Origin of the sequence: Prevotella aff. ruminicola Tc2-24, from assembly GCF_900110895.1 — a bacterium.
In the GTDB taxonomy this organism is placed as follows: domain Bacteria; phylum Bacteroidota; class Bacteroidia; order Bacteroidales; family Bacteroidaceae; genus Prevotella.
Genome location: NZ_FOIQ01000004.1, coordinates 23,975 through 49,599, shown reverse-complemented (window position 1 = coordinate 49,599; position 25,625 = coordinate 23,975). Strand labels below are relative to the sequence as shown.

The window sequence follows — 25,625 nt, the reverse complement described above, 5'->3', positions numbered from 1 at the left end:
AACTTCGCGGTCTAAAGGCCGCGAAGTTACAGCCCCTATACCACAATCAGCCCAGTCTTCCTGTACCTCGCCTTCGTGGTGCCGTTGTCCACATACTCGCCGATTTTCTCCACCAGGCCGTCCTTCATCAGCCGGTGCAACTTTGTGTAGACTGCGGCTCTTTCTATCGAGAAACAGCGCATCATATCCTCGACGACGAACGTCTCCGGCAGACGGTTGAACCCATCGATGGTCTTCGTCCGCCGCTGCACATTGGTGGCCGCGTCGCGCACCTTGTCGTCGAAATACTTCTCGGCCAAGGCTCCGAAGTAATGGCGCTGACAGGCGTACTGTATCGTTGTCAACAGCTCCACCAGGCGCCAGTCGGTCTCGTCGGTCTCGAACGCCGCGCACCAGTAGTTGCCGTCCTTTGTCATCTGCTCCCAGTGTCGCATCACGATATACGGCGCCGCGAAGTTCAGTCCATGGTAGGCACAGCGCTTCAGCAGCATCTCGTCGGCCCGTGAGTCGTTCTCCTTCGCGTCGAGCATCCGTCGTGCCGTCCAGTCGTACAACTCGTCGACGATGCGTTGCATCGGCAGCTCGCCCTTCGTGCGGTCCAGTCTGTAGGCCCATGTCTTCAGTCGCTCGTCGCTCTGCATGTCGATTGTCTGTTCGCGTGCCATCATCTCGAAGTTCGTCGATGGCAGAGGTATGCACGTCAGTCGTGTGGCTAGTCCCGATCCGAAGTTCTGTGCGTTTACCTTCCGTTTCAGAGCCATAGGCGTACCCGTATAGATGTAGTTCCACGTCACGAAGAAGTTCTGCACCACACTGTCGAGGTTCGAGTAGGCCTGTCCGTCCTCCTCGTTGTGGAAGGCCTTCAGTTCCATCGACTGCTTGTCGATCCACGAGCCGCCCTTCTGTACGGTCATCGTGTTGTCGAGCTCCGTGTCGAAGGTCAGCATATGCAGCTGCATCTCCTCGCCGTCCACCACCTCCACGGCATTCACCATATCCTGGATAAACTGTGCGTTACTCGTGCGGGCGGGATGCACCCTGAATAGCACCTTCGGCTTCTGTGGTTTCTCCTTGTTCGCGCCCTTCGTCTTCATGTCCTCCTTGTAGCGGTTGATAGCCGCTATACCCGTCTTGTCGGCTGCCACCAGCGGAGCCGCCAGCAGTTTGAAGAGCCTGGTGGCGAACGACTTACCGCTGGCCGGGTCGCCGATGATCAGTGTCGAGCTGTTTAGTCGTCGCAGCTCCTCCGGACGGTGGTAGAAGCGGTAGGTGCAGCGCGTCATGAGCGTCATCATCAGTCCGCCCGCCACGAACAGCGCCGCAGGATATTGGTTGCGTTTCAGTCCCTTGCACACGTCCTTCAGCAACGGGAACGGCTCGCCCAGCGCCTCGATGCGCTCGCCCCAGTCCCACAGCCATCGCTCCATGTCGTCTTCGCTCACGGCGGCCGTCGCCTCCTGTCCCCGGGTAATCGCCTGCCACGTCTTCCCTGTCACCTCCTGGATGGCCTGCTGCAACGCCTTACTGGGCTGCTGTGTCAGGTATCTCTTCTCCTTCTCGGCCATGCGCTCTGCGGCGCTCGCCACCGTCTGCGCCACATTCTCGTTGCGCTCGCCGATGATCTCCTGCACCCACGGCTGAGCCATCACCATCGCCTGTACCTTCCTGCGGTCGCCGTCGTAGAGTACCAACAGGTCCGATGCCAGCTTCAGACTCTCGTTGTGACGGTTGCTGTCGGCCGCACACGGTCGCTTCTCGCCATACCGTCTGTCGATGATCGCCTGCACGTCGTAGCCGCGCCATCTCAGCTCCAGAGCCTCACCATCCACCATGCCGCCAGTCCCAGTGCCTTGTGCAGCGTCCTTGCCGGCCACAGGATCAGCCTTAGTGGCACCACTATGACCAGTCCTATACTCAGGCTCGTATTTCTCAGCAAATGTCTTGTCCTCATACGTAAACAGTTCTTTGTCGATAAACAGTATATCCTCTTCCTTGGTGATGAAGCTCATGCGACTGGCGTCCTTGCAGCTCTCGTCCACCTCAACACCCAGGCGTCGCGCCATCTCGTGCTGGTTGTCTATCAGGTTGCCCCATTCGGTTCGAGCCTTGAACACCACCTTCAGTCCGTGCCCCGAGGGTGTGACATACACCAACAGGATGCCCAGCTCCTTCAGGTAATCCCTCTGGTTCAGCCCCTTGCCGTCCTGTCTTGTGTCTTGCCATGCCTCAAACTTTGCCCGCGGCTCCTCCACATGATCCACGTCCATCACCACCAATCCTGTCAGGCGTGTGGCGCTCTGCTTACGCCAACGCCCGGTCTTCCCTGCGGACGAGTTCGTTTCGTCGAACGTCGCCTGGAAGATGAATGCCGGCAGACCGCGTTTCAGCTCCTGGTCGCCCGTCGCCCTGAAACGGTCTATCGTCTCTTCCCATTTCGTTGCCTTGACGAGTGCCCAGAACTGCGCCTCGTCCACCATCTCTGTTGGATTAAAGAAATTCTTCTGATAACTAAACATACCTCACCTTTTAGATTGTCTTACTTTCAAAAAACCTTTTCACCTCCCACTCGCGGCGCCGTACCAGTCCCGCCATCCGCTTGCCGCCGGCATACACCCAGCGCATGAACTCCCGCCGGACCACCGGCTCACTGGCGCCCAGTCTTATCAGCCGTAGCAGTGTCGAGCGGCGCAGGCGGCCGATGCCCAGGTTAAAGGCAAACGATACCAGTGCGTCCAACTGTCCCTGAGTCCTGGCCACGCCCAGGGCCATCACCTCACGCTCCACCTGGCTCACGTCGTCCTTCAGCAGCTCCGTCGCCCAGTATTCCGATATACGGTCGCCCATCCTCACGCTACGCGTGTGACCGTATCCTATCGTCGGCACCCCGGCCGCGTCGCGGTATGCCTCCAGTCTCAGTCCCTCGAAGGCCTTCAGCCGTTCTGTCAGTTCCTTGCTTGTCTTCATCGTCCTCGCCCTCCGTCTATACGTTGTCCAGTATCTCCTCTACCTCCAGCACGCTCATCGCCTGTTTCAGTTCGCGGTGCATCGCCACCTCCACCAGTCGGCGGCCAACGCCCTTCTTCACGCTGCTGAAGAACTTGATGCGTTGCGGACTCTCCTTCAGCCAACCGTTTTCCAGGGCGCACACCAGTCGTTCGTTGTTCATGCGGCGCTGTCGGCAGTAGGCCCTGAACACCATTTTTCCTGTCCACTGATCCCTGCGCAGCGAACCCTCCACACACTTTCCTTCCACTAGGCGCTCCAGCACCTCAATGGGAATCTCAATCATCTTCTTCATCATTCATCAATTGTTCGAACGTTCATATTTTTCAGTGCTTCGCTCATCTGCCACAGCTGGCACACAAACAGCTGCTTCACTTTCAGCTGCAACAGCTCGCATATCCGTGCGCCCTTTCTGGCTATCGCCTTGTGGCGGCATGAGGCGCAGCACCTCTTCACCTTCACGCCGTGACCGTTTCTCACGCAGGTCACCCGCTTTTCCATCATCTTTGTTTTCATCTGTTTCCTTACAGAGCATTCAAACTCTCTGGGTGCAAAGGTAGGCATAAAAAAGATGCGCCCCAAGAACCTTGAGCGCATCTAAAACAAATTCTAAAACTATAAAACTTTTTCTAAAACTTTCTAAAGCTTTTCCTAAAACTTTTCCAGTTCCTTGACCATCGCCTCATGGAACGCCTTGGCCAGGAACACCGAGCGCGGCTTCACGTTCATGGCCTCCCATCTCTCCACGTTCAACTTCAGGTAGCTGTTGTTGTAGAAGCTGCTGGCGATGGTGTTCGGCGGACAGGGATAGTCAAGCCCCAACTCGTGCGACAGTTCATCGACAGTGGTCTCAAACTGTGTGGCATTGTCGCCATACTTGAAGCCGTCGCGCATGGCACAGAATATCACGGCATAGGCCGCTTTCCCCCACATATAGCACTGCACCTCCCTGATGGCTCGGCCTATGGCCTCTCTATTCACCTCCTGTTTCAGTTTGTGGTGGTCTGTGTTGTCATAACTATTATAGGTCACACTGCCGCTGTTCTCTATGATCAGGTTGCCTATGATCAGGCCGCCCCTCATGATCTGCTGTAAGATCTGCTCTTTTACCTCGTTGTTCATAGCTGTTGCTGATGTTGAATGACACCTTGGTTATCCATGATCAGGTCAGTGATCTCAGTCTTCGACCAGTCAAAGAGATACAGGTTAACTTGTTTCTCAATTCTGATTTGAGGTTCACGTCTCATTCGGCAGACGATCCTGATGAGGTTTTTCACAAGTCTTTCGATTCCCGGGACGCCCTCTGCCCTGACGCCCCTTGCCCCGCAATCTGGCAGAGCCTCTTTTGTTGTTTTTTCCATACGATAGAGTTTAATGGTATATTATTGAATTTGCTTTGGCACCTGATTTCTCAGGCGTATTACATCATCATATCTTTGAGGATTGTTGCTATCTTATCGTCCAGTTTATTCCCTCATTGATAAGGGCCTGGTGCAAAAGTATTAAAAAAAAACTATCTCCCCTCATCCGAAGCCCCTCCCAGTGTTTCAATTTCGGACCTTTTCTAAGCACCCCGCAACCAACAGCCATTGATTCACAGCACCTTACCATCGAAAATTGCCCTCAAAAATTGAAACACGCCCCGATGCCCCGGTGATACAAATACAAAACAAAGTGAAACATTTTCTTCATTTCAAGAAAATATTCCTATGGCGCGCTAATAATCCACGAGACAAGAAGAAAGGGCGCCCTGCGCCCTTAATATCCTTTTCGATTATTCGGTGGTATATTTTTCTGTCATTTTTAACATGGCAATCTTCGTGTCATAACAACAAACAAATTCTATTTTGTTATAATGTCTATGATATTTTGGGGTGTTTCTTCCATCTTAGTTACTACGCAAAGACTTTTTCCCATATCTTTCAAACTTGCCCCCATATGATAAACAACATCATCTATTATTAGAAATCTATCATGAATGGCTTTGGAAAATTGGATGTATTTTATCGGAGGATATTGCTTGTTGAATTTTTCAATAAGAAAGCCAGTTTCTTCATCCATAATGGTTCCCATTCTCGCCATTACATTCCCACAGTGTGGGCATTTTATATCAACCATAATATTGTAATTCAAATATATATATCAATTATTATGATGGGCTCCAGGCTCTGTTAAATCAGAATAATCGAAGAAAACTTTCTTCTCGGTTGCAAATATACGAATTAATATGTTTTGTTATACTTCATACCATAGTTATTTAATTACTTTTATGAATCGAGAATTGATAGCGATCTGGATTATCCTTCACGAATCTGTCTAATACAGATAAAACCTCAACACTCAGATCTTCCTTAATGTATATGTATGAGAGCACCTTTAGCTTTTAGTGCTTCATTTGATTCTTTAATACCATCCACTATCTGCAATAGGGAATCTTTGATGAAGTCTTTTATATCCATAGTGCTTAAAGTTTATCACATAATATCTAATCCCAAGCGTCAGAGGTCATATGCTTCTTTATATTTGAAAATCCACTAAACACTTTTACCGTACCGTCTATAAAAATAAATTTTACATTGGTAAGTTTAGTTTTATCAATAACATCCCTGTCGTCCCAAAAAATATCGTCCCATGAATACCTGCCCCCATCTTCTGGTTCTATAGGTCCTATACCTTTGACGGTTCTTGAGGAACGGCCCAAATCATCTTTTTGAACATCTCCGACAGCATTATAATTAGTCATTGTGAATTCAACATATTTTATTGTCTTTGAAAAACAATTATATATATCAAAATGCATTCCGAATCGACTGCGATATTCATTATTATCAAAATCGTAACCTATTCCTGTCAAGAAAATCTGGTATTTCTTCTTGTATGCAACTTCTTTGTTATAATCATCGATGGCAGACTTCAGTTTACTCAGCCATATTTCTGTTTGGACTTCATCATATGCTACTGCGGCATCAAAACGTTGTTCTATTCCTTCCTCACCCTTTGTTTTTAAGAAATTAGCATCAGCTGACGATTTCACAGTCTTTCTCTCCCAAATATACTTTCCCTCAGTTGTGATCTTCTTTGTATCAATAAATTCCACATCTTCTGACTTAAATAAAAGATTGCTATAATGGAATCTCACTACGAACTTATCTTCGGAAGCCCTATAAGAGTAAACGGCTATGGTGTCGCCCTTATAGACCTTTATCGATCTATCGCCATCGATGAATGTGGCTTCATCAAGTGTAATTGCTAAACGAACCTTGGAGTTGGCTAAAGAATCGGCAATTTCTTTTTCACGCTTTTCTTTGGCTAAACGTGCGTTATACTTTTCAACATATGGTTGAATATCATCCTTTTTGATGAAGTAAAGATCTTTAGATTCTTCAAAAAACTTGCTTGTTACCTTGAATTCTTCAAGAGGAATTACGTCACCACATTCACGTAGATAAAACAATGCGCCCTTGTCAGAAAGATCCATTCCTCTCCATTCTATACGGGTAAGATCATCGTACTCAATAGTCGCTTTTGCCGAATGCACCTGATTGTATTTCTTAAAATTCAAATAGATATATTCATTTCGATACAAATCATATATCTCTTGCCAGTATGTTTTAGAAACGAATGAAGATAAATACATAGGAGCATCCTCTTCCTTCAATAATACTGTATCATCCGTACCTTTCAATACGATATAATATTTCTTTTTAAATATATATACATCATTCTCCACGGAATACACCTTTCCTGCCATTGTATGACTTATTTTCTTATCTTTTTTTATAAGTTTTACTTTTCCGTCAACAATCGTATAAGCAACATCTAAAGGGGCATTATCTGTGATATAAACATCCTTCCCCTTAATTTGATCAATATCAGAAAAACGATCTTCCTGTGCGAAAAGTGAAGATGCGAAGAAAAATAAAAAAAACAAAGTCAATAGATTCCTCATATAATCAATATTTTAAAATGCCAACTGTTTTACAACCGTTAATTAACCTCTTTTATAGAAGTGTGACTTGCCAGATAGATGCATTCTCTTTCCTATCAGTCTCGCCTTTACCGTTGCACCTTTTGAAATCAAACACTCTTTGATTTGCAATATATAGTTTTACGTTCTATTCCGCAAAGATAAAGATATATTTTTATTCATGCAAATAATGAGGGAAATAAATTACCGAAGATGCTATAAGAGAGAGGCTTGGCAACAAAAAAGCTACAGTAGAAGTCATTACTCTTATCTATATGAAATAACTACACCTACATAATTCAACAAGTCGTATATTTGCAATTGGGATAGTTTGAGCACCCATAGAAGCTTCCATATTTGCCTGTACGCAAAACGAGAGTGCCACCACATTTGGGGCAGATACCTGCTGCTACCTTGTATTCTTTTTCAGCCTTAATATCATGTATGCTCTTTACATGCGTCCTATTGTCAACAACTCCTTTCATATTCCTTTGTACAAGCAAAGAAACGACCTTTTTAACATCGTCATCTGTCAGATAGACGGTATGGTAATTTTGTATCGTATCTAATAGATCATAATCGTAAATAACATGATAGCGAGAATCGATCTCTTTCAAGATAGCACTGCCCGTAAACACAATAATGGGGACAATTTTGATATCAGGCCATTCTGGTAGATTATTCTTGATAGCAAAGAAATGTGCCTGCGACTGTTTTACGGGGTTATAAAACCTATTTTTTGTTACATATGTATATGTCTTGTACCATTTACGAGCATACGTCACGTTTGATACTATAATCTGAGTCCATTGATCACGCTTGTCATTACCGTATATCTCACCTCTATAATTCTTGGTTTCTATCGCAAATACGCCATATTTTGAAACGACCACATGGTCTATCTGCGTAGTTCCCCTATCTGTGCTTAGAACAACATCATCCAAGATATAATGGTCGTCAGGGAGTCGCATGAGAATATCATGAACTCTTCGTTCTCCTCTTTTCCCCTTTCGGGAAGGTGAATTGTACCACCAAGAGAAAAGCATATAGCCTATGAGCATTATCGAAACGATTATATTGAGAAAGATGATCATACGTCTATAAATGGACCCGACATGTTACTATCAGACGGGGATCGAATACATCCGCAAAGATACAAATATATCCTATAAATCAGAGCTTTTCTCGAAAAAAGTTTGGTGGTTACGGAAAAAGTTGTATCTTTGCAACGTGTTTTTCAAAGCATTATAAATAAAATTCATACGAGGGGTGCAGCGGCATCCCTTTTTTCATATAAAGGGGAAAGGACAATGGGAGATAATCATCCTCCACACCCTGACGCACTAACACCCTGACGCACTAACATTTGCTGTGGCGAAAGTAAGGTCTATGATAATTATATTATATATATATTATAATATATATATAATATAAAATATAAAGTGATAGATTCTGATAGGATTCGTTTGGCGAAATGTAAGGGTGTAAGAGTGTCAGGGCGTCAGGGGGACGATCTGTATTTTCTTTACTTTTCTGTCACTCTCCGTGGCAATTTCTTGTATCCTTGCCTGGCATGAATGATGCGGATGCCTGACAAGAGCGACGGCGACGGGCGCCACGACCGATGCGGATACCCCCTCTTATATAGCGCAAGGCATCGGAACGAACCACGCAAGACAAGGCGACGGAACACGCAAGGCATCGGAAAATCAAACAAAAGCTATCGGCTTCATTATCAGTTATTTACAAAGGACGAAGAAACCCATAAGTGTTAAAACAGGGACTTTTACGTTTTAACACTTGGAACAAATCGGGAAAAGGCTTGCAATGCCCGAGGATTATTCGTAACTTTGCAAAAGCAATCCGGAAAGCACAAACGGCGGGAGCGGTCGCCCGAGGAAGATGGCCGCAATATCTAATACCTTCGACAAGAAAGGAACAAATGCTATGAGTCAGAAATTTGTGAGACTGCAAAACAAGAACCCCGAGTCAATAGCCTTCGGCAATTGGTACGCCACGGCCGTGTACGACCAGCACTTCATTGACACCGACGAGCTGGCAAGCTACATACAGCAGCAGGCCAGCGTGAAAAAGAGCGACATCAAGGCCGTGCTCGACGAGCTGGGCGGTGCCATGAAGCACTACTTCGAGTTGGGGCAAAAGGTGAAACTCGACGGCATCGGCATCTTCAAGGTGGGATTCTCGAGCATCGGCACTAAGAAGAGGGAGGACTGCGGCGCACAGAACATCACCACACGACGGGTGCTCTTCCAGCCCGAGACGGAGCGCGTGGTAGTAGGTCAGACCACGAAGGATGGCAAGGTGGTACAGAAGTACGTCGTGGCCAAGACGCTCGTAAAGGACGTGGTGTTCGAGGAGACCTACGACACGGCGATGAAGGCCGACAAGTCTGACGGAGAGGGTTAGACCACTGGCAGGGGCTCAGGCCTCTGCCTTGACTGAACGACGAACATCTCGACACAACAAACGACCATGAAACACAAAACGATCTGGGAGGTACTACTCCGCATTGTGGTGGCTGCGGCCACCGCGGCCCTCACTGCACTGGGCACCACCAGTTGCATGGGTAACGGGCCACTGGGCATCTGACGCTCAGAACAACAGAAGTGAGGGACCTGCGCCATGCAAGCCCCTCACACTTATTCGTAACTATTACAATATATTGCTTCTTATTCCACAATCAATCGGCGGTTTTTGGGATATTTCACACGGTATTGCAAGATAAACTCCCTTTGCTCGTTGGGCTGGAGCTGGAGCTGCCAGACCACGATGCCCGTGGACTTGTCTAACTGTCCGCCGCTCAGCTCTTCGGTGGTGACGGTGATGTTGGCATTTTCTGAGACGGGTATCTGATCTTGAAGGGTCAGCGAAACGGATTCCTGACGGCTGTTCTTGACGGTAATACGCCAGACCATATCCTGTTCTTGGGTTGATGCCAGCAGACGGCGAGAGGAACGGGCCGACTCTTTCTCACGACGAATACGAATGCCATTGTCCCTACCTAACGAAAAATGTAGCGTGTCGCTGGCGACCGTCGGATCGAGGATGGTCTTGCCGACAAACGAGTTCTCGAAATAGACATTGGCCTCGCCTTCGAGCAGGCTGTGCTGCTGCCAGTCGGTCACATCAGCCACGAGGAAGGCGTCCTTGTCTGCCCTGGGAATACCAAGATATTGATAGGTGGCGGGCAACTGGTAGCGGGCTATCTCCGTCGTAGAGGTCTTGCCGTTGGACGACAGCGTAAGGGGCTGCTTGATATCGAACTCATAGCCGAATTGAGCCTTTTGCTCATTGACGCCAATCAGATCGTTCTCTTCCATTTGCGGAGAAATCCTCTCTTTATGCTTTTCAATAAACACACTGGCATCTTCCTGCTTGCGTTTGGCTCTGCTTCTTCCTTTTTTGCTGGTACCATAGCCGACGACCACTACCTCCTCTAACGAAACCGCATCCTCTTCCATCGTGATATCCAGCGTGGAGCCGTTGACGCGATGTGTCTGACTTAGATAGCCGATATAGCTGAATTGCAGCTGACTCTTGCCACGGGGCATGGTAATGTTGTAATGTCCGTTGACATCAGTGGCTGTGCCAAGGTTGGTGCCAACCACAACGACGGTACATCCGATGATCGGTTCTCCTGCCTCATCAAGCACAACACCTGAGATGTTGCCGTAGGTGACATTCTCATCGTCATAGCGTGGAGCCTGCTTGCCGAAGTCAAGCCAATAGGTGCGCAACTCTGGGGCAACATTCGACCGGTTGGGATTAGCCGACGAGAGGGTTACAGGGATGTTGCTCCATTCCTCCTTGGTGTTCTGGAACACGTTTGCCTTGTATGACAGTTGCAGAGGTTGATCGAGGCCGTCAGAACTAAGGTCATAGGTGGGATACCACCCGGCATTTCTCACGTAATAGGTCAGATCGAACTCCGCTTTACCAGCCTGCGGCACTTGTAACTTAAGGTCGGCCTCGATGACGGTCTTCAGCTTCAGGTGAGCAATCGAGTCGACAGTCTTCTCTTGCTTCTCACGTTTCTCTGCCAGCTTATCCAACTCCTCGTCGATGGCAATGGAGTTCTTCTTCAGTTCAAGGATCTCCTGAGCGTAATAGTTGTTCAACTCCTTGATGTTAGCCAGAGAGGTAACGGCGGTACGATTGCCTGTGGAACAGTTGGTCTTCACCATCTCCAACTGGGCATTCACCACCTCCTGCTGTGCCTTCAGATCCCGTTCCTTATCTGTCGTGAGTTTTACTTGTTGCTCGGCGTCACGCAACTGCTTGACGCGCAGCAGACTGTCTGAGTGCACCGTACGATAGTTCACCCCAAGCACGGTAAGCTTTCCACGTGCCTTGATCTGCACACTCTTCACGTCGGTATAGGGAGACAGTCCGGTGAAGGTGATGACGTGCTCACCTGCTGCCAGGTTCAGGCTATGCGTGCGCTCAACCTGGGCGCCATTGGTAAACATGGTCACATGCTTAATGCCTGCTGTCACTTTCTTGTTCTCTCCATTTGCCGCAATAGCCATGATCAGTGCCGCGACTATGGTGATGACCTTTGCTTTCATACCTGCAATTGTTTTTGATTAATAATCCTTGTAATATTTATTCCCAACCTTGATATCCAAGTGCAGTTTCTATTTACATTTCTATCATCAGTTAGGGTTCATGTGCAAATTTAGTATATAATTCTTAAAGCAACAAACATATTGGCATTTATTTTTGCAAAAACGCAGTTGGAGCAAAGGAGGGGGACTACCCTCTTTTGACGTTACAGGCGACCGGAAATGAAAATTAAGTTAACTTATTTTGTTCTATGCTCGACTTTTCGTAACTTTGTGACTAACGTCACGAAGTTACTACGTCTCGGCATAAAAAAGATTAAAATCTTTTGTTTTGCTCTCGACTTTTCGTAACTTTGCCACCAAAATTCAGATTGAGATGCTTATACAGAAATGGCTGACTACATTCGGCCGGTACCTGATACTCATGGGACGGACGTTCTCAAGGCCTGAGCGCATGAGGATGTTCTTGAAGCAGTATGTGAAGGAGATGGCGCAACTCGGCGTCGATTCGATAGGTATTGTATTACTCATATCTTTCTTCATCGGAGCTGTGATATGTATCCAGATGAAGATCAATATTGAGAGTCCTTGGATGCCACGGTGGGTCGCAGGCTACACCACCCGCGAGATCATGCTGCTGGAGTTCTCCAGCTCGATCATGTGTCTGATCCTAGCCGGAAAGGTGGGGTCGAACATCGCCTCGGAGATTGGTACGATGCGCGTGACACAGCAGATCGATGCCCTCGACATCATGGGCGTGAACTCGGCCTGTTATCTGATCCTGCCGAAGATCGTCGGCCTGCTCACGATCATGCCGTTCCTGGTGATCTTCTCGTCGGCCATGGGTATCGTGGGGGCTTATGCCACCTCGTACATCGGGCATATCATGCCGCCCGACGATCTGACGCTCGGTTTGCAGCATGCCTTTATTCCCTGGTTCGTGTGGATGAGTATCATCAAGAGTCTCTTCTTCGCCTTTATCATCACCAGCGTACCGGCTTATTTCGGCTACACCGTGGAGGGTGGCTCTGTCAATGTGGGCAAGGCGAGCACCGACGCCGTCGTATCATCAAGCGCGCTCATCCTCTGCAGTGATGTCTTCTTAACACAGCTATTATCATGATTGAAGTCAGAAATCTCTATAAGAGCTTCGACGACAAGGAGGTATTGAAGGATATCAGTACCGTCTTCGAAGACGGCAAGACCAACCTTATCATCGGACAGAGCGGATCGGGAAAGACCGTTCTGATGAAAAACCTCGTAGGACTGTTGGAGCCCACAAGCGGACAAGTGCTATACGATGGTCGTGACTTCATCAGAATGACGAAGCATGAGAAGATCATGATGCGGCGTGAGATGGGAATGATTTTCCAGAGCGCGGCCCTCTTTGACTCTCTGACCGTGCTTGAGAATGTGATGTTCCCCTTGGATATGTTCTCCAGCATGACGCTCCGCGAGCGTATCCACCGGGCACAGGAATGTCTGGATCGTGTCAATCTGAAAGGTGCCGACGACAAGTTCCCGGGGGAGATCTCTGGCGGCATGCAGAAACGTGTAGCCATCGCGCGTGCGATAGCGTTAAACCCGAAGTATCTGTTCTGTGACGAGCCTAATTCCGGTCTCGACCCCAAGACATCACTCGTGATCGACGAGCTCTTGCAGAGTATCACACGTGAGTTTAACATGACGACCATCATCAACACCCACGACATGAACTCTGTGATGGGTATCGGCGAGAACATCATCTTCATCTACGAGGGTACAAAAGAATGGCAGGGGGTGAGCAGTCAGGTCATGGGGTCTTCCAACAAACGGCTCACGGACTTCATATTCGCCAGCGACCTGCTGAAGAACATGAGGCAGATGGTCATAGACAACGGTCTGAAACTATAGCGACTTCCAAGACCTTTCCTAAAAGCATCTCCTCGGACACCCGACAATCCGTCTGGCATCCGAGGAGATCCTCTTTATAGGCGCAAGACGCCGGCAGGCGCCTTCACTCCTTTTACGCCTCTTTCTTCATGGGGAGTAACAGATTCAGCAGGACACCGACGACGGCAGAGAGTCCGATGCCACTGATGGAGAAGGTGCCGAAGGTGAGGATGGCACCGCCGATGCCCATCGTCAGCGTGACGGAAACGATGATGATGTTGCGTGTCTGGTTCAGATCCACCTTATGCTGAATCAGGTTCTGCACACCCACAGAGGCAATCGTTCCGAAGAGCAGCAGCATGATACCGCCAAGGACGGCCGACGGAATGCTCTGCAACAGCGCCGAGAGCTTTCCGATGACAGAGAACACGAGGGCTGTACCTGCGGCGATACGGATCACCTGCGGATGGGTGACACGTGTGATCTGCATAGCGCCCGTCACCTCTGAATAGGTGGTCACTGGAGGACCGCCGAAGAAGGAGGCGAACAGACAGGCAAGACCGTCGCCCAGCATGGTACGGTGCAAACCGGGCTCCTTCACAAAGTCTTTATCGGCTACAGCACTGACGACATAGACATCGCCGATATGCTCTATCACCGGCGCGATGGCCACGGGGATCATGAAGACAAACGGCTCCCAGGCAAACTGCGGCAACTGGAAATGGGAGATACTGCCAGGCAGGGCGAACCAGGGGGCTGCACCCACGGCCGACAGATCGACGAGTCCCATACAGAGGGCCACCACATATCCCACGATGATGCCGATCACCACGGGCACGAGCTTCACCAGTCCCTTACCAAACACCAGCACGATGATCGCCGTGACAAGCGACACAAAGGCCAGCAGCCAGTTCTCCTTCGCCATGTTCACGGCAGCGGGCGACAGCGACAGACCGATCAGGATGATGACGGGGCCGATCACGACGGGCGGGAACAGACGGTCGAGGAGCTTGCGGCCCTGCCACTTGATAAGGGCCGACATGACAAAATAGACCAATGCCACGCCGGCGATGCCTGCGATCGTGCCAGGCATGCCCCACTGCTGCGAGGCGGAGATGATCGGAGCAATAAAGGCGAAGCTGCTGCCCAGGAAGATGGGCACCATGCCTTTAGTGACCAGATGGAAGATGAACGTACCTATACCGGCCGTAAACAGGGCCGTAGCCGGATCAAGCCCGACCAGCAGGGGCACCAGTACCGTGGAGCCAAAGGCCACGAACAGGAACTGTACGCCGACGATGGTCTTTCTTGTGGTTGACAATTCTGAAGCCATAGTCATTCGCTTTTCATGATTCAACTTCAGAAGTTCCACTTCATGCCAAGCGTCGGGTTCACGAAGAACGACTTGTCATTATAGGTGTTATAGATGAAATTGCTGCTGATCTCGCACTCTGTACCTATACTCAGGTGACTGTTGAGATTATACCAGAGCTGCGGCTCCGTGAGCATGACCAGCTGACCGTGACCGTCGGCCTTCTGACCGCGCCAGAAGTCAATGAAGCCGGAGAAGGTGCATTTCTTGCCGAAATTCAGGCCCCAGACACCTGTCAGCTGCACACTGTTATAGGCCGAGGTATAGTCATAGCTCTTGAAGAAACGCTTATACAACAGCTGCACGGAGTAGGTCTTGGAGAAGTCGGCATTATGTCCGTTCCAGGCTCCACCGAGGAGGGCTGCCTGCTGGAAACTGCCGAAACGGTTCAGTCCGCCGTTATACTCCACATGGGCGGCGAAGCCTTTCTTGCCGAGGTTAAACTCACGGGAGATCTCCGCATATGCGCCTTCCGTAAACTTCCGGCTGAAGTCGACATCGACGAAATAGAACCACGAGCCCCACTGGTCGGCCTTGAACTGCTCAACGGTGAGGGTCACCTTCTGACGGCCAGCCTCTTCGTCTGAATAAAGGTTACGACCGAAATCATAATGTAGCTGCACGTTCTGTGCCTGGACGGTCATGGCAGCAACAGCCATTACCACGCAAAAAAGAATCTTTTTCATCATACCGTTATTTCGTTATTTTAATTAAACACATATTTCAAGATAAAGAAGGCAGCGAGAATATACATCACAATGGAGAGTTCCTTGTAATGCCCCGTACAAACCTTCACCAGCACATAGGAAAGCATACCCAGTACGATACCTTCGGAGATGCTGGCCGTGAAAGGCATGGTGAGAATGGTGATGAAGCAAGGAACGGCCTCGGTGAAATCGCTGAAGTCGATCTTCGTGATGGTCTTGGTCATCAGCACGCCGACCAGCACGAGGGCGCTCGTAGTAGCGGCGGAAGGGATGATCAGGAACAGCGGCGAGAAGAAGAGGGCCACCAGGAAGAACAGCGCCACGGTCAAGGATGTCAGACCCGTACGACCGCCGGCGGCAATACCCGTCGTGCTCTCCACATAGGTCGTTACCGTAGAGGTACCACAGAGGGCACCTGCTGTCGTTCCGACGGCGTCGGCCATCAGCGCACGGTTCAGACCATGGATCTTGCCTGTTCTCGGATCAGCCATACCGGCACTGGTAGAAGCGCCGATAAGTGTTCCCAGCGTATCAAAGAGATCCATGAAAAGTAGGGTGAAGACCACCACATAATAGTTGATATCCAAAGACAGGAAACGGGAGAAATCCATATGGAACGCGATGGGCGCCATTGATTCCGGCAGACTGACCAGCGAGAAGTTCTCTGGAAGCTGTGTCACGCCGAGGGGGATACCAATAACGGTCATCACGATAATCGTATAGAACAAGGCTCCGCGTACGCCCACGGCCATCAGCACACCGCCGAGCAGCACACCTGCGCCGGCTATCAGCGAAGACACGGTCCACGGTCCGAGGGTGGTGACGGTGGCGTCGCTGGCCACGATGATGCCGCCATTCTTCAAGCCGATATAGGCGATGAACAGGCCGATACCCACGGAAATGGAATAGCGAAGGTTCAGAGGTATTGCATTGACGATGGCTTCGCGAACCTTGAAAAAGGTCAGAAGGATAAAGACGATACCCTCAAAGAGCACGGCCGCCAATGCCTCCTGCCAGGTGTAGCCCATCGTCAGTACGAGCGTATAGGCGAAGAACGCATTCAGGCCCATACCTGAGGCAAGGGCGAACGGCATCTTGGCATAAAAAGCCATCACCAGGGTTGCAATCACCGCTGCAGCAATCGTAGCAGTGAAGAGAGCTCCTTTATCCATGCCCGTCTCTCCAAGGATCAGAGGGTTCACAGCAAGGATGTACGACATCGTGAGAAATGTGGTAAGTCCTGCCATCATTTCTACTTTCACAGAATGTTTCAGTGGGTCAAAGCCCAGCAATGCAAGGATTTTTTTCATAATGACTGATTATTGATTAGATAGTAACGTATAAATAAGTTTTGCAGTTTGCTCTGGAGCTTTCTGATGACCAAGTCGACGACTGATCTCCTCATAATCGTCTAGCATCGACTGACGGACAGGGCCGTCGAGGATCTTTTCCAGTTCCCGTCGGATATTTGTCACAGAGAAGGTGTCGGCCACGAGCTCGGTCACCACCTCGCGATCGGCAATCAGGTTCACCAGCGAGATGTACTTCACCCTCAGCACCTTCTTCCGCAACCAGCCGATCAGACGAGGCAGTGGTGTCTCATAGCACACCACCTGGGGTACCTTGAAGAGGCATGTCTCAAGCGTTGCCGTCCCACTAGTGACAAGAGCGGCATGAGCTTCCGCCAACAAAGGATAGGTCTGATTATAAACCACATCAATCCCTTTTCCTCGCAAGAACGTATCATAATAGTCTTTCTCTATCCCTGGAGCGCCGGCCAACACAACCTGATAATCACTCATATAGGGACTTACGGCCTCCATCATCGCCGGAAGGTTATCTTTTATCTCCTGTTTACGACTGCCGGCCAGGAGGGCGATAATCGGTCTGGTCGGCACGGCCGTCTTTTCGTATGCGGACAGGAACTCACGCACCTCGTCGGCTGTCGGGTTGCCCACATAATGTATCGGATAGTGGTGTCGCTGTTCAAAAAAGGGAACCTCGAAGGGCAGGATGGAGAAAAGTTCATCCACGTCACGGCGGATATTCTTGATACGATATTCTTTCCAGGCCCAGATCTTAGGGGAGATATAATAATAGACGGGAATATTCGTCTTCGATTTTACATATTTTGCGATTGTCAGATTAAAGCCCGGATAGTCAACAAGAATCACACAGTCGGGTTGCCAGTCCACAATATCGCGCTTACACCTCCTCATGTTAGAGAGGATCGTGGGCAGATGGAGCAGCACAGGAACAAAGCCCATATAGGCCAACTCACGATAATGGCGCACGCGGGTACCACCCACCGCCGTCATCAGGTCGCCACCCCAAAAGCGGAACTCCGCGTTGTCGTCAAATTCTTTCAACGACTTCATCAGGTGTGATGCATGCAGATCGCCAGAGGCTTCACCTGCAATCAGATAATACTTCATAAATTCCAGGATTTGATATTATCTATGGCCGTATAGGCGGTCACATCAATCTGTGTCGGTGTGATAGCGACATAGCCGTTCGCTAATGCCCAGTTGTCTGTATCCGTCGCCATCGGCTCGTCATTGGTATATTTCCCCACCATCCACCAATAATCATAGCCACGAGGATGGGCGCATCTCACCACCTCTTGCCCCCATGTTCCTTTGGCCATACGACAGACACGAACGCCCTTGTATTCCTGCACTAAAGGGAAATTCACGTTCAAGCAGACACCTAAGGGCAGGCCGTCTGCCAGCACCCTCATCGTGATGGCACGAACCAACGGGCGAAGGGGTTCGAAATCCGCCTCGTCGCGATGATCGCAGAGAGAATATGCCACAGAAGGTATGTATTTCATACAGCCCTCGAGCGTGACCCCCATCGTGCCGCTGTAATGCACATTCACAGAAGCATTATCGCCATGGTTGATACCGCCGATAACCATATCTGGAGTACGGGGGACGATCTCTGCCAAAGCCATCTTCACACAGTCGACAGGTGTACCATTACACGACCAGACCTCCACGCCCTCCCTTTTTTCCCGAAGTTGCAGTTTCAGTGGTTTCATAGCCGAAAACGCACATGAGAAACCACTACGCACCGACTCCGGAGCGCAGACAATAATATCACCAAGATCAGACACCATTTCCACTAATTCCCGGATACCCTTTGCCTGATAGCCGTCATCATTGGAAATGAGCAACAAGGGTCGTTTAATTTCCATAAAATTTCAACGATTTGGGTACAAAAGTACAAAAAAATATGAATTGTGAATTATGAATTATGAATTATTTCGTAACTTTGTACCCAAATCTCTTATTTTTATTAAGGTATTCAGTAAAACAATGGGAAAGATTATTGCGTTAGCAAACCAAAAAGGCGGTGTGGGTAAGACCACGACAACCATCAATCTGGCAGCCTCGCTTGCCACATTGGAGAAAACGGTGCTCGTCGTCGATGCAGACCCCCAAGCCAACGCTTCCAGCGGACTGGGAGTAGATATCACAGAAGTAGAATGCTCACTATATGAATGTATCATCAACAAAACAGATGTTCGCGACGCGGTGTACACAACAGACATTGACGGTCTGGACATCATACCAAGTCATATTGATCTGGTAGGTGCAGAGATCGAGATGCTGAACCTGGAGAACCGCGAGAAGGTGATGAGAGACCTCTTGGCGCCCATCCGCGATGAATACGACTATATCCTCATAGACTGCTCTCCCTCGCTAGGGCTGATCACGGTTAACTCGCTGACTGCGGCCGACTCCGTGATTATCCCTGTGCAATGCGAGTATTTCGCACTTGAAGGTATCAGCAAACTGCTCAACACTATTAAGATCATCAAGAACAAGCTGAACCCACAGCTGGAGATCGAAGGATTCCTGCTCACGATGTATGACAGTCGTTTGCGTCTGGCCAACCAGATCTACGACGAGGTGAAGCGGCATTTCCAGGAGCTGGTATTCAAGACGGTCATCCAGCGCAACGTGAAGCTCTCAGAGAGCCCAAGCCACGGTCTGCCTGTCATCTTATACGACGCAGACTCCACAGGTAGCAAGAACCATCTGGCTTTAGCCAAGGAAATCATCTACAAAAACAAATAGACGACTATGGCTGTAAGGAAGAAATACGACAGGAATGTTCTGGGACGAGGACTGGACAACATCGGGACTGGAAAAGGTCGAGGACTGGATGCGCTGATTGACACAGGCGACATCCAAACAGAGGGAACCTCCAATCTGAGCGAGATACCCATCAAACAGATTGAGCCTAATCCCAACCAACCACGACGTGAGTTTGACGAGGCAGCCTTACAGGAGCTGGCTGCCAGCATCCAGGAGATAGGTATCATCACCCCTATCACTCTCAGGCAGACTACAAGCGGGAAATACCAGATCATTGCTGGTGAACGTCGTTGGAGAGCATCACTCATTGCCGGTCTCACCTCTATCCCCGCCTATATCCGAACGGCAGAGGACGAGAGTGTGATGGAGATGGCCCTGGTTGAGAACATCCAGCGTGAGGACTTGAATGCCATTGAGATCGCACTGGCTTACCAGCATCTGGCAGAAGCTACGGGCATGACGCAGGAAAAGATCTCTTCCAGAGTCGGCAAGAGTCGCACATCCATCACCAACTACATGCGTCTTCTCAAACTTCCTGCACAGATACAGATGGCTCTGAAGAACAAGGAGATGGACATGGGACACGCCCGAGCCTTGCTGGCCATCGAGAGTCCTTCTGCCCAACTGAAGCTGTTCAAGGAGATACAGAAAAATGGTTACTCCGTACGTAAGGTAGAGGAAATGGTACAGATGCTGAAGAGCGGAGAGAACATCCAGAGCATCAAGAAGGCTGTTTCCCCGAATGCCCAACTGCCATTGGAATATAGTATCCTCAGAGACCGTCTTTCGACGTTGTTCAAGGTAAAAGTACAGATGTCCTGTAATCCACAAGGCAAAGGAAAGATCAGCATCCCCTTTTCTAACGAAGAGGAGCTGGAGTTCGTTATGAACATTATCGACAAGATCAAGAACTAAGTGATAGAGCACAGACGTTGAGACAAGTTTTTTTCGCATCATTGCGCATTTCGATCATAACCGGGATCCTGCTGTTGGCAGGCATCGTTCATTCCTCCGCTCAGGGGAGCGTGGGAAGCATGGCCCCCGACAGTATGGTGGTGCTGCCGACAGACAGTATAACTCGCATCATGAGCAGTCTGGAAGACAGTCTTGACAACACCTTAACGGCACTGTCAGAGTCGACCCCTCTGATCAAGAGAAAACACCGCGACATGGCCACCTGGAAACCCGACCCGCAGAGAGCCCTGTGGTTGGCATTGGTCATCCCCGGTGGCGGACAGATCTATAACCGCAAATACTGGAAACTCCCACTTGTGTATGGTGGGTTTATGGGATGTCTATACGCGATGAACTGGAATAACACGATGTATAAAGATTATTCTCAGGCCTATATCGATCTGATGGACGGTAACCCCAGCACACAGAGCTATAACCAGTTCCTGCACCTGGGTATGCAGATAACGGAGGACAACCAGCAACTATCCAATCGCTATAAAGACATCTTCAAAAAACGTAAAGACAGATTCCGCAGATGGCGCGACATGAGCTTCTTCGTGCTAGTGGGAGTCTATGCCTTATCTGTCATCGATGCCTATGTGGACGCAGAGTTGTCTGTCTTTGACATCTCAAAGGACCTGAGCCTGAGGGTAGAGCCGACGGTCTTCGGCGACAATGCCGCCAGGAACCCTCTGAAATCATCCTCACTGGGGCTCCAGTGCAGCCTAAATTTCTGAGGAACAAGAATAACAAGAACCAAAAATCAAAACCATATTAATAAGGATGAAAAAAAGACTATTGTTGATATTCGCCGCGATGTTCTTCGCAGGAAACTGCGCCATGTATGCACAGATAGTAAACGAGGACATTGACAACGAGAATGAAGAGGAAGAAGTAGAGGAAGTGGAGGTTCCCGCGGAAGACGAGATCTCGCTCACCGACAAGGAGGGTAACGAAGAAATCATTGAATTCCCTGAGGCCATGACCTATGATCTCGATAGTCTGTTGAATCTCTATATGTCCAAAACCTATCTGGCCATACCAGGTGACTGCGAGATGAAGAACGAGAATCCGACCTTTTCGAAGGAGGTATACATCGAGCGGCTCAGTCGCATACCCTCTGTGATGGAACTGTCTTATAACGATATCGTCCAGAAGTTCATTGACAGATATAGTGGGCGCCTTCGCTATTCCGTCAGCTATATGCTTGGCGCAGCCAACTTCTACATGCCCATCTTTGAGGAGGCTCTCGAAAGTTACCAGCTGCCATTGGAACTGAAATATCTGCCCATCATCGAGTCAGCCCTGAACCCCAAGGCCGTCTCCCGTGTCGGAGCAACGGGATTATGGCAGTTTATGCTTGGTACCGGCAGGCAATATGGACTAGAGATCAACTCGCTGGTCGACGAGCGTCGTGACCCTGTCAAATCATCATATGCCGCTGCCCGTTACCTCAGGGACCTCTACCGTATCTTCGGCGATTGGAATCTGGTTATCGCTGCCTATAACTGCGGTCCGGAGAATATCAACAAAGCCATTCGCCGCTACCGAGCCGACAAGGGACGGACGGAGAATGAGACCATCACAGCTGACGATAAGGACTATTGGAAGCTCTACCCGTATCTGCCTGGCGAAACACGCGGATATGTTCCCGCATTCATTGCGGCCAACTACATCATGACGTACTACTGTGACCACAACATCTGTCCGATGACAACCCGACTGCCGTCTCAAAGCGACACCATTGTGGTAAACAAGAATGTGCATATCGAGCAGATAGCTGGGGTTATCGGAACTGATGCCGACCTGATACGCTCATTGAATCCGGCCTATCGCCGCGATATTATCCCTGGTGCCACAAAACCGTCAGCTATTCGTCTGCCGATCGCTGACGTAGGAAGGTTTATCGACAACGAGGACTCCGTCTATAATTTCAGAGCCACAGAACTGCTGACCAGACGTGCCGTTGTTGATGTCAACGATGATCTCCCAACTTTCACGAGAAGTAGCCGTAGCTCATATAGCAGGAACGGACGCTACAGTCGTCGCAATGCCAGGAACAGAGGAAGGGGAGGCGCCTCTGTCACCGTCAGGAAAGGACAGACATTATCCGAGATTGCCAAACGCAATGGAACGACTGTGGCCAAGTTAAGAAGGCTCAACGGCATCAGGGGTAACAATATCCGAGCCGGAAAGAAGATCAGGGTGAGATAGGAACAAAAGATTGATTAGAGAGGAAAAGATATGGATGCAGATGAACAGAAATTGCAGGAAGAGGCCGACGAGAAACTGATCAACGACGCGTTTCAAAGGTTGTTGAACGACTATCTGGCATCACGCCACCGCAAGAAGGTTGACCTGATCACGAAAGCATTCAACTTCGCCCGTCAGGCGCACAAGGGAGTACGTCGACTATCGGGTGAACCATATATCATGCATCCTATCGCGGTTGCTCAGATCGCCTGTTCTGAGATCGGACTGGGATCAACCAGCATCTGCTCTGCCCTTCTCCATGATGTCGTAGAAGATACAGATTATACCATTGAAGATATCGAGAATATCTTCGGTGCGAAAATCGCGCAGATTGTCGATGGGCTGACAAAGATCAGTGGCGGCATCTTCGGTGAGCAGGCCTCAGCCCAGGCTGAGAACTTCAAGAAGCTATTGCTCACCATGAGTGATGACATCCGAGTTATCCTCATCAAGATATGTGACCGTCTGCACAACATGCGCACCTTGGAATCGCAGCCGGCCAACAAACAATACAAGATCGCCGGCGAGACGCTCTATATCTATGCGCCACTAGCCAACCGTCTGGGTCTGAACAAGATCAAGTCGGAGTTGGAGAATCTTAGTTTCAGGTTCGAGCATCCTGACGAGTACGCAGCTATCGAGGCAAAACTTCGATCTACGAGTGCATCGCGTGACGAATTGTTTGAACAGTTCACGCTTCCCATTGAGGAGTCACTCCGCCACATGGGAATCCAGTATGAGATTAAGGAACGCGTAAAAAGTCCCTACTCCATCTGGAACAAGATGCAAAACAAGCACGTTACCTTTGAGGAGATATACGACATCCTGGCCGTCAGGATTATCTTCACACCAAGAGTACGCGAGGAAGAGGTCAATGAGTGCTTCAACATCTATGTGGCCATCTCCAAGATCTACAAGTCACACCCTGATCGCCTGCGCGACTGGCTGAGTCATCCGAAAGCTAATGGTTATCAGGCGCTGCACGTAACTCTGATGTCCAAGCAGGGCCGATGGATTGAAGTACAGATTCGTTCCGACCGGATGGACGAGATCGCAGAACAAGGATTTGCTGCTCATTGGAAATATAAAGACGGTGTCGAGGAGGAGTATACCGAGGATGAGAACGAACTTAACGACTGGCTACATACGATCAAGGAGATCCTGGACGACCCACAGCCCGACGCTATGGATTTTCTCGACACCATCAAACTGAACCTTTTTGCCAGCGAGATTTTTGTCTTTACACCTAAAGGAGAGATCCGCACCCTACCTGCCGGATGCACGGCACTCGACTTTGCTTTCTCTATCCACACATTCTTAGGAAGCCACTGCATTGGGGCGAAGGTAAACCACAAACTTGTTCCTTTGAGTCATAAACTTCAAAGTGGCGACCAGGTAGAGATCCTGACATCGAAATCACAACATGTCAGTCCTTCCTGGATCAACTTCGTATCTACGGCCAAGGCCAAAGCGAAGATCCAGGCCATACTGCGCCGCGACAACCGTGAGACCCAACGCGAGGGAGAAGAGATCCTTCATCAATTCCTGCTCAAGCACCATAAGGAACCCAGTCTGGCTATCGCCGATCAGTTAGCAGAGTTCCACGACTACAGCCAACGGAACGACTTCTACCAAGCACTCGGTGAGAAGATTGTCTTGTTGGGTGAGAAAGACCTTGACGAACTAAACGGGAAAAACAAAGAGACTGACAACAAGGGATGGAGGAAATACGTGCCCTTTGTCGGAAAGAAGAAAAAAGAGGAGTTGCCCAAACAGGAACTGTTCATCGTTCCGGAAAAGTTCAACCGCAAGAAACCTATCTATATCTCTGAAGAGAACATCAGTCAGTACAAGTTTGTAGGCTGCTGCCATCCGATTCCCGGAGACGATGCCCTTGGCTACATCAACAACAAGAACCAGATTGAGATTCACAAACGTGCCTGTCCTGTGGCCGCAAAACTCAAGTCCAGTTTCGGCAACCGCATCCTTGACATCAAATGGGATATGCACAAGAAGCTGTTCTTCGATGCGACAATACATATCGGAGGTATCGATCGACTGGGCTTACTTAACGATATCACACAAGTCATCTCGTCACGGATGAACGTAAACATCCACCGACTGACCATCACAACTGAAGAGGGAATCTTTGACGGAAGTATTGACCTGCGTGTTCACGATCGAGGAGACGTCAAAGAGATCATGGATAATCTCAAAGACATACCCAACCTCAAGGAAATATCACAGATTATATAAGAGCGGATTTCTGGTCCTATTGAAGATAATCCAGCTGTTTCTTCAGCGCCTGGAGTTCCGAGCGGACTTCTATCAGCCGCTCTAGAACGTCGGCCTTTGTATCCGCGCCTTTCCTATTCTGCGTCAGAATCTTCCTGGCGGCCGAGAGCTTGAAGCCACGGACCTTCACCAGATTATGAATCAGTCGGATCTGTTCTATATCCTTCTCTTGATACTGCCGTACCTTGGCAGGCCCCGATGTCTTGGGTTTCAGGAACGGGAACTCCTGCTCCCAATACCTCAATGTACTCTCGTTGAGCTCAAACATCTCTGCCACTTCTTTGATAGAATAGTAGAGTTTCAGATTCTTATTCAGGTTTAGTGCCATATCGTGCCTTATTTGTTGCTTCGCAATTTTGTCGCAAATTTACGAAAAATCAAGAGAAATGCAAAGAAATAGAATTCTTTTTTTGCCGAGAGGGGAGCATCTTCTGGAAGAAATGCAACCAAGTTGCGAAATCTTTATCCTACCTTTGCACCCGAAAGAATAAAAAAGGAACAAAGACATGG

General features: G+C 49.3%; 25 protein-coding genes. 9 read left to right on the top strand and 16 right to left on the bottom strand.

Annotated elements, in window-relative coordinates:
* Positions 1–35: 35 nt before the first annotated feature.
* The 9 genes from BMY63_RS08400 to BMY63_RS08360 form a co-directional block, all read right to left on the bottom strand.
* Positions 36–2,516 (bottom strand): BT4734/BF3469 family protein, encoded by a 2,481-nt coding sequence (locus tag BMY63_RS08400; RefSeq protein ID WP_091915933.1) that lies wholly within the window; start codon positions 2,514–2,516, stop codon positions 36–38.
* A gap of 10 nt (positions 2,517–2,526) precedes the next feature.
* Positions 2,527–2,964 (bottom strand): lysozyme, encoded by a 438-nt coding sequence (locus tag BMY63_RS08395; protein ID WP_091915931.1) that lies wholly within the window; start codon positions 2,962–2,964, stop codon positions 2,527–2,529.
* A 16-nt stretch (positions 2,965–2,980) separates the two neighbouring features.
* Positions 2,981–3,298, bottom strand: coding sequence for a hypothetical protein (locus tag BMY63_RS08390; RefSeq protein WP_218141890.1), 318 nt, complete (start codon positions 3,296–3,298; stop codon positions 2,981–2,983).
* Positions 3,298–3,519 carry a hypothetical protein gene (locus BMY63_RS08385; RefSeq protein WP_091915927.1) on the bottom strand — a complete coding sequence of 74 codons (222 nt, stop codon included), beginning with the start codon at positions 3,517–3,519 and terminating at the stop codon, positions 3,298–3,300. The genes BMY63_RS08390 and BMY63_RS08385 overlap by 1 nt, the downstream gene beginning before the upstream one ends.
* A gap of 135 nt (positions 3,520–3,654) precedes the next feature.
* On the bottom strand, positions 3,655–4,125 hold the full coding sequence (locus BMY63_RS08380) for a hypothetical protein (RefSeq protein ID WP_091915925.1): 471 nt from the start codon (positions 4,123–4,125) through the stop codon (positions 3,655–3,657).
* Positions 4,122–4,364, bottom strand: coding sequence for a hypothetical protein (locus tag BMY63_RS08375; RefSeq protein WP_091915924.1), 243 nt, complete (start codon positions 4,362–4,364; stop codon positions 4,122–4,124). Before BMY63_RS08375 ends, BMY63_RS08380 begins: the two co-directional genes overlap by 4 nt.
* 481 nt (positions 4,365–4,845) lie before the next feature.
* Complete coding sequence (locus BMY63_RS08370; RefSeq protein ID WP_256218979.1) at positions 4,846–5,064, bottom strand: hypothetical protein; 219 nt, start codon at positions 5,062–5,064, stop codon at positions 4,846–4,848.
* A 424-nt stretch (positions 5,065–5,488) separates the two neighbouring features.
* A complete protein-coding gene (locus tag BMY63_RS08365) occupies positions 5,489–6,952 on the bottom strand; it encodes a hypothetical protein (protein WP_091915923.1) in 1,464 nt (487 codons plus the stop codon).
* A 317-nt stretch (positions 6,953–7,269) separates the two neighbouring features.
* Positions 7,270–8,064, bottom strand: a complete 795-nt coding sequence (locus BMY63_RS08360; protein ID WP_091915921.1) for an NERD domain-containing protein — start codon at positions 8,062–8,064, stop codon at positions 7,270–7,272.
* 808 nt (positions 8,065–8,872) lie between these two features.
* Here BMY63_RS08360 and BMY63_RS08355 point away from each other — a divergent pair.
* Together BMY63_RS08355 and BMY63_RS12330 are read left to right on the top strand one after the other, a co-directional pair.
* Positions 8,873–9,397, top strand: coding sequence for an HU family DNA-binding protein (locus BMY63_RS08355; protein ID WP_256218978.1), 525 nt, complete (start codon positions 8,873–8,875; stop codon positions 9,395–9,397).
* 66 nt (positions 9,398–9,463) lie between these two features.
* On the top strand, positions 9,464–9,580 hold the full coding sequence (locus BMY63_RS12330) for a smalltalk protein (protein ID WP_177178410.1): 117 nt from the start codon (positions 9,464–9,466) through the stop codon (positions 9,578–9,580).
* Between the two features lie 80 nt (positions 9,581–9,660).
* Here BMY63_RS12330 and BMY63_RS08350 read toward each other — a convergent pair whose 3' ends face one another.
* Complete coding sequence (locus tag BMY63_RS08350; protein ID WP_091915917.1) at positions 9,661–11,559, bottom strand: mucoidy inhibitor MuiA family protein; 1,899 nt, start codon at positions 11,557–11,559, stop codon at positions 9,661–9,663.
* 373 nt (positions 11,560–11,932) lie between these two features.
* Here BMY63_RS08350 and BMY63_RS08345 point away from each other — a divergent pair, with 373 nt between their 5' ends.
* Both BMY63_RS08345 and BMY63_RS08340 read left to right on the top strand, forming a co-directional pair.
* Positions 11,933–12,679 (top strand): MlaE family ABC transporter permease, encoded by a 747-nt coding sequence (locus tag BMY63_RS08345; RefSeq protein WP_091915915.1) that lies wholly within the window; start codon positions 11,933–11,935, stop codon positions 12,677–12,679.
* Positions 12,676–13,449 carry an ABC transporter ATP-binding protein gene (locus BMY63_RS08340; protein ID WP_091901050.1) on the top strand — a complete coding sequence of 258 codons (774 nt, stop codon included), beginning with the start codon at positions 12,676–12,678 and terminating at the stop codon, positions 13,447–13,449. Before BMY63_RS08345 ends, BMY63_RS08340 begins: the two co-directional genes overlap by 4 nt.
* A 112-nt stretch (positions 13,450–13,561) precedes the next feature.
* On the opposite strand, the gene BMY63_RS08335 is transcribed toward BMY63_RS08340, so the two are convergent.
* Genes BMY63_RS08335 through surE form a run of 5 tightly spaced genes read right to left on the bottom strand, consistent with a single transcriptional unit; the run spans position 13,562 to position 18,706 of the window.
* Entirely contained in the window at positions 13,562–14,761 is a 1,200-nt protein-coding gene (locus BMY63_RS08335; protein WP_091915913.1) for a uracil-xanthine permease family protein, read from the bottom strand.
* Between the two features lie 26 nt (positions 14,762–14,787).
* A complete protein-coding gene (locus BMY63_RS08330; protein WP_091916239.1) occupies positions 14,788–15,486 on the bottom strand; it encodes a nucleoside-specific channel-forming Tsx family protein in 699 nt (232 codons plus the stop codon).
* A 20-nt stretch (positions 15,487–15,506) separates the two neighbouring features.
* Positions 15,507–16,817 (bottom strand): NCS2 family permease, encoded by a 1,311-nt coding sequence (locus tag BMY63_RS08325; RefSeq protein WP_091915911.1) that lies wholly within the window; start codon positions 16,815–16,817, stop codon positions 15,507–15,509.
* A gap of 9 nt (positions 16,818–16,826) precedes the next feature.
* Entirely contained in the window at positions 16,827–17,942 is a 1,116-nt protein-coding gene (gene lpxB / locus BMY63_RS08320) for a lipid-A-disaccharide synthase (RefSeq protein ID WP_091915909.1), read from the bottom strand.
* Complete coding sequence (gene surE, locus BMY63_RS08315; RefSeq protein ID WP_091915907.1) at positions 17,939–18,706, bottom strand: 5'/3'-nucleotidase SurE; 768 nt, start codon at positions 18,704–18,706, stop codon at positions 17,939–17,941. Before surE ends, lpxB begins: the two co-directional genes overlap by 4 nt.
* A 121-nt stretch (positions 18,707–18,827) precedes the next feature.
* On the opposite strand from surE, the gene BMY63_RS08310 reads away from it, so the two are divergent.
* From BMY63_RS08310 to BMY63_RS08290, 5 genes are all read left to right on the top strand, one after another.
* On the top strand, positions 18,828–19,592 hold the full coding sequence (locus tag BMY63_RS08310; protein ID WP_091901060.1) for a ParA family protein: 765 nt from the start codon (positions 18,828–18,830) through the stop codon (positions 19,590–19,592).
* 6 nt (positions 19,593–19,598) lie between these two features.
* Entirely contained in the window at positions 19,599–20,528 is a 930-nt protein-coding gene (locus tag BMY63_RS08305) for a ParB/RepB/Spo0J family partition protein (RefSeq protein ID WP_091901062.1), read from the top strand.
* A 119-nt stretch (positions 20,529–20,647) separates the two neighbouring features.
* Positions 20,648–21,304, top strand: coding sequence for a DUF5683 domain-containing protein (locus tag BMY63_RS08300; RefSeq protein ID WP_371113581.1), 657 nt, complete (start codon positions 20,648–20,650; stop codon positions 21,302–21,304).
* A 46-nt stretch (positions 21,305–21,350) separates the two neighbouring features.
* On the top strand, positions 21,351–22,781 hold the full coding sequence (locus BMY63_RS08295; RefSeq protein WP_255397509.1) for a lytic transglycosylase domain-containing protein: 1,431 nt from the start codon (positions 21,351–21,353) through the stop codon (positions 22,779–22,781).
* Positions 22,782–22,811: 30 nt separating this feature from the next.
* Positions 22,812–25,076 (top strand): RelA/SpoT family protein, encoded by a 2,265-nt coding sequence (locus BMY63_RS08290; protein ID WP_091915905.1) that lies wholly within the window; start codon positions 22,812–22,814, stop codon positions 25,074–25,076.
* Positions 25,077–25,092: 16 nt separating this feature from the next.
* Here the strand turns inward: BMY63_RS08290 and BMY63_RS08285 are convergent, their stop codons facing one another.
* The gene (locus tag BMY63_RS08285; protein ID WP_091901069.1) at positions 25,093–25,443 is read right to left on the bottom strand and encodes a MerR family transcriptional regulator; all 351 of its coding nucleotides are present in this window, start codon (positions 25,441–25,443) and stop codon (positions 25,093–25,095) included.
* Positions 25,444–25,625: the final 182 nt, after the last annotated feature.

Excerpts from the sequence above, each read along its gene's own strand:
- BMY63_RS08400 (WP_091915933.1), bottom strand. The coding sequence starts at position 2,516 with ATGTTTAGTTATCAGAAGAATTTCTTTAATCCAACAGAGATGGTGGAC.
- BMY63_RS08395 (WP_091915931.1), bottom strand. The coding sequence starts at position 2,964 with ATGAAGACAAGCAAGGAACTGACAGAACGGCTGAAGGCCTTCGAGGGA.
- BMY63_RS08390 (WP_218141890.1), bottom strand. The coding sequence starts at position 3,298 with ATGAAGAAGATGATTGAGATTCCCATTGAGGTGCTGGAGCGCCTAGTG.
- BMY63_RS08385 (WP_091915927.1), bottom strand. The coding sequence starts at position 3,519 with ATGAAAACAAAGATGATGGAAAAGCGGGTGACCTGCGTGAGAAACGGT.
- BMY63_RS08380 (WP_091915925.1), bottom strand. The coding sequence starts at position 4,125 with ATGAACAACGAGGTAAAAGAGCAGATCTTACAGCAGATCATGAGGGGC.
- BMY63_RS08375 (WP_091915924.1), bottom strand. The coding sequence starts at position 4,364 with ATGGAAAAAACAACAAAAGAGGCTCTGCCAGATTGCGGGGCAAGGGGC.
- BMY63_RS08370 (WP_256218979.1), bottom strand. The coding sequence starts at position 5,064 with ATGGATGAAGAAACTGGCTTTCTTATTGAAAAATTCAACAAGCAATAT.
- BMY63_RS08365 (WP_091915923.1), bottom strand. The coding sequence starts at position 6,952 with ATGAGGAATCTATTGACTTTGTTTTTTTTATTTTTCTTCGCATCTTCA.
- BMY63_RS08360 (WP_091915921.1), bottom strand. The coding sequence starts at position 8,064 with ATGATCATCTTTCTCAATATAATCGTTTCGATAATGCTCATAGGCTAT.
- BMY63_RS08355 (WP_256218978.1), top strand. The coding sequence starts at position 8,873 with ATGGCCGCAATATCTAATACCTTCGACAAGAAAGGAACAAATGCTATG.
- BMY63_RS12330 (WP_177178410.1), top strand. The coding sequence starts at position 9,464 with ATGAAACACAAAACGATCTGGGAGGTACTACTCCGCATTGTGGTGGCT.
- BMY63_RS08350 (WP_091915917.1), bottom strand. The coding sequence starts at position 11,559 with ATGAAAGCAAAGGTCATCACCATAGTCGCGGCACTGATCATGGCTATT.
- BMY63_RS08345 (WP_091915915.1), top strand. The coding sequence starts at position 11,933 with ATGCTTATACAGAAATGGCTGACTACATTCGGCCGGTACCTGATACTC.
- BMY63_RS08340 (WP_091901050.1), top strand. The coding sequence starts at position 12,676 with ATGATTGAAGTCAGAAATCTCTATAAGAGCTTCGACGACAAGGAGGTA.
- BMY63_RS08335 (WP_091915913.1), bottom strand. The coding sequence starts at position 14,761 with ATGGCTTCAGAATTGTCAACCACAAGAAAGACCATCGTCGGCGTACAG.
- BMY63_RS08330 (WP_091916239.1), bottom strand. The coding sequence starts at position 15,486 with ATGAAAAAGATTCTTTTTTGCGTGGTAATGGCTGTTGCTGCCATGACC.
- BMY63_RS08325 (WP_091915911.1), bottom strand. The coding sequence starts at position 16,817 with ATGAAAAAAATCCTTGCATTGCTGGGCTTTGACCCACTGAAACATTCT.
- lpxB (WP_091915909.1), bottom strand. The coding sequence starts at position 17,942 with ATGAAGTATTATCTGATTGCAGGTGAAGCCTCTGGCGATCTGCATGCA.
- surE (WP_091915907.1), bottom strand. The coding sequence starts at position 18,706 with ATGGAAATTAAACGACCCTTGTTGCTCATTTCCAATGATGACGGCTAT.
- BMY63_RS08310 (WP_091901060.1), top strand. The coding sequence starts at position 18,828 with ATGGGAAAGATTATTGCGTTAGCAAACCAAAAAGGCGGTGTGGGTAAG.
- BMY63_RS08305 (WP_091901062.1), top strand. The coding sequence starts at position 19,599 with ATGGCTGTAAGGAAGAAATACGACAGGAATGTTCTGGGACGAGGACTG.
- BMY63_RS08300 (WP_371113581.1), top strand. The coding sequence starts at position 20,648 with ATGGCCCCCGACAGTATGGTGGTGCTGCCGACAGACAGTATAACTCGC.
- BMY63_RS08295 (WP_255397509.1), top strand. The coding sequence starts at position 21,351 with ATGAAAAAAAGACTATTGTTGATATTCGCCGCGATGTTCTTCGCAGGA.
- BMY63_RS08290 (WP_091915905.1), top strand. The coding sequence starts at position 22,812 with ATGGATGCAGATGAACAGAAATTGCAGGAAGAGGCCGACGAGAAACTG.
- BMY63_RS08285 (WP_091901069.1), bottom strand. The coding sequence starts at position 25,443 with ATGGCACTAAACCTGAATAAGAATCTGAAACTCTACTATTCTATCAAA.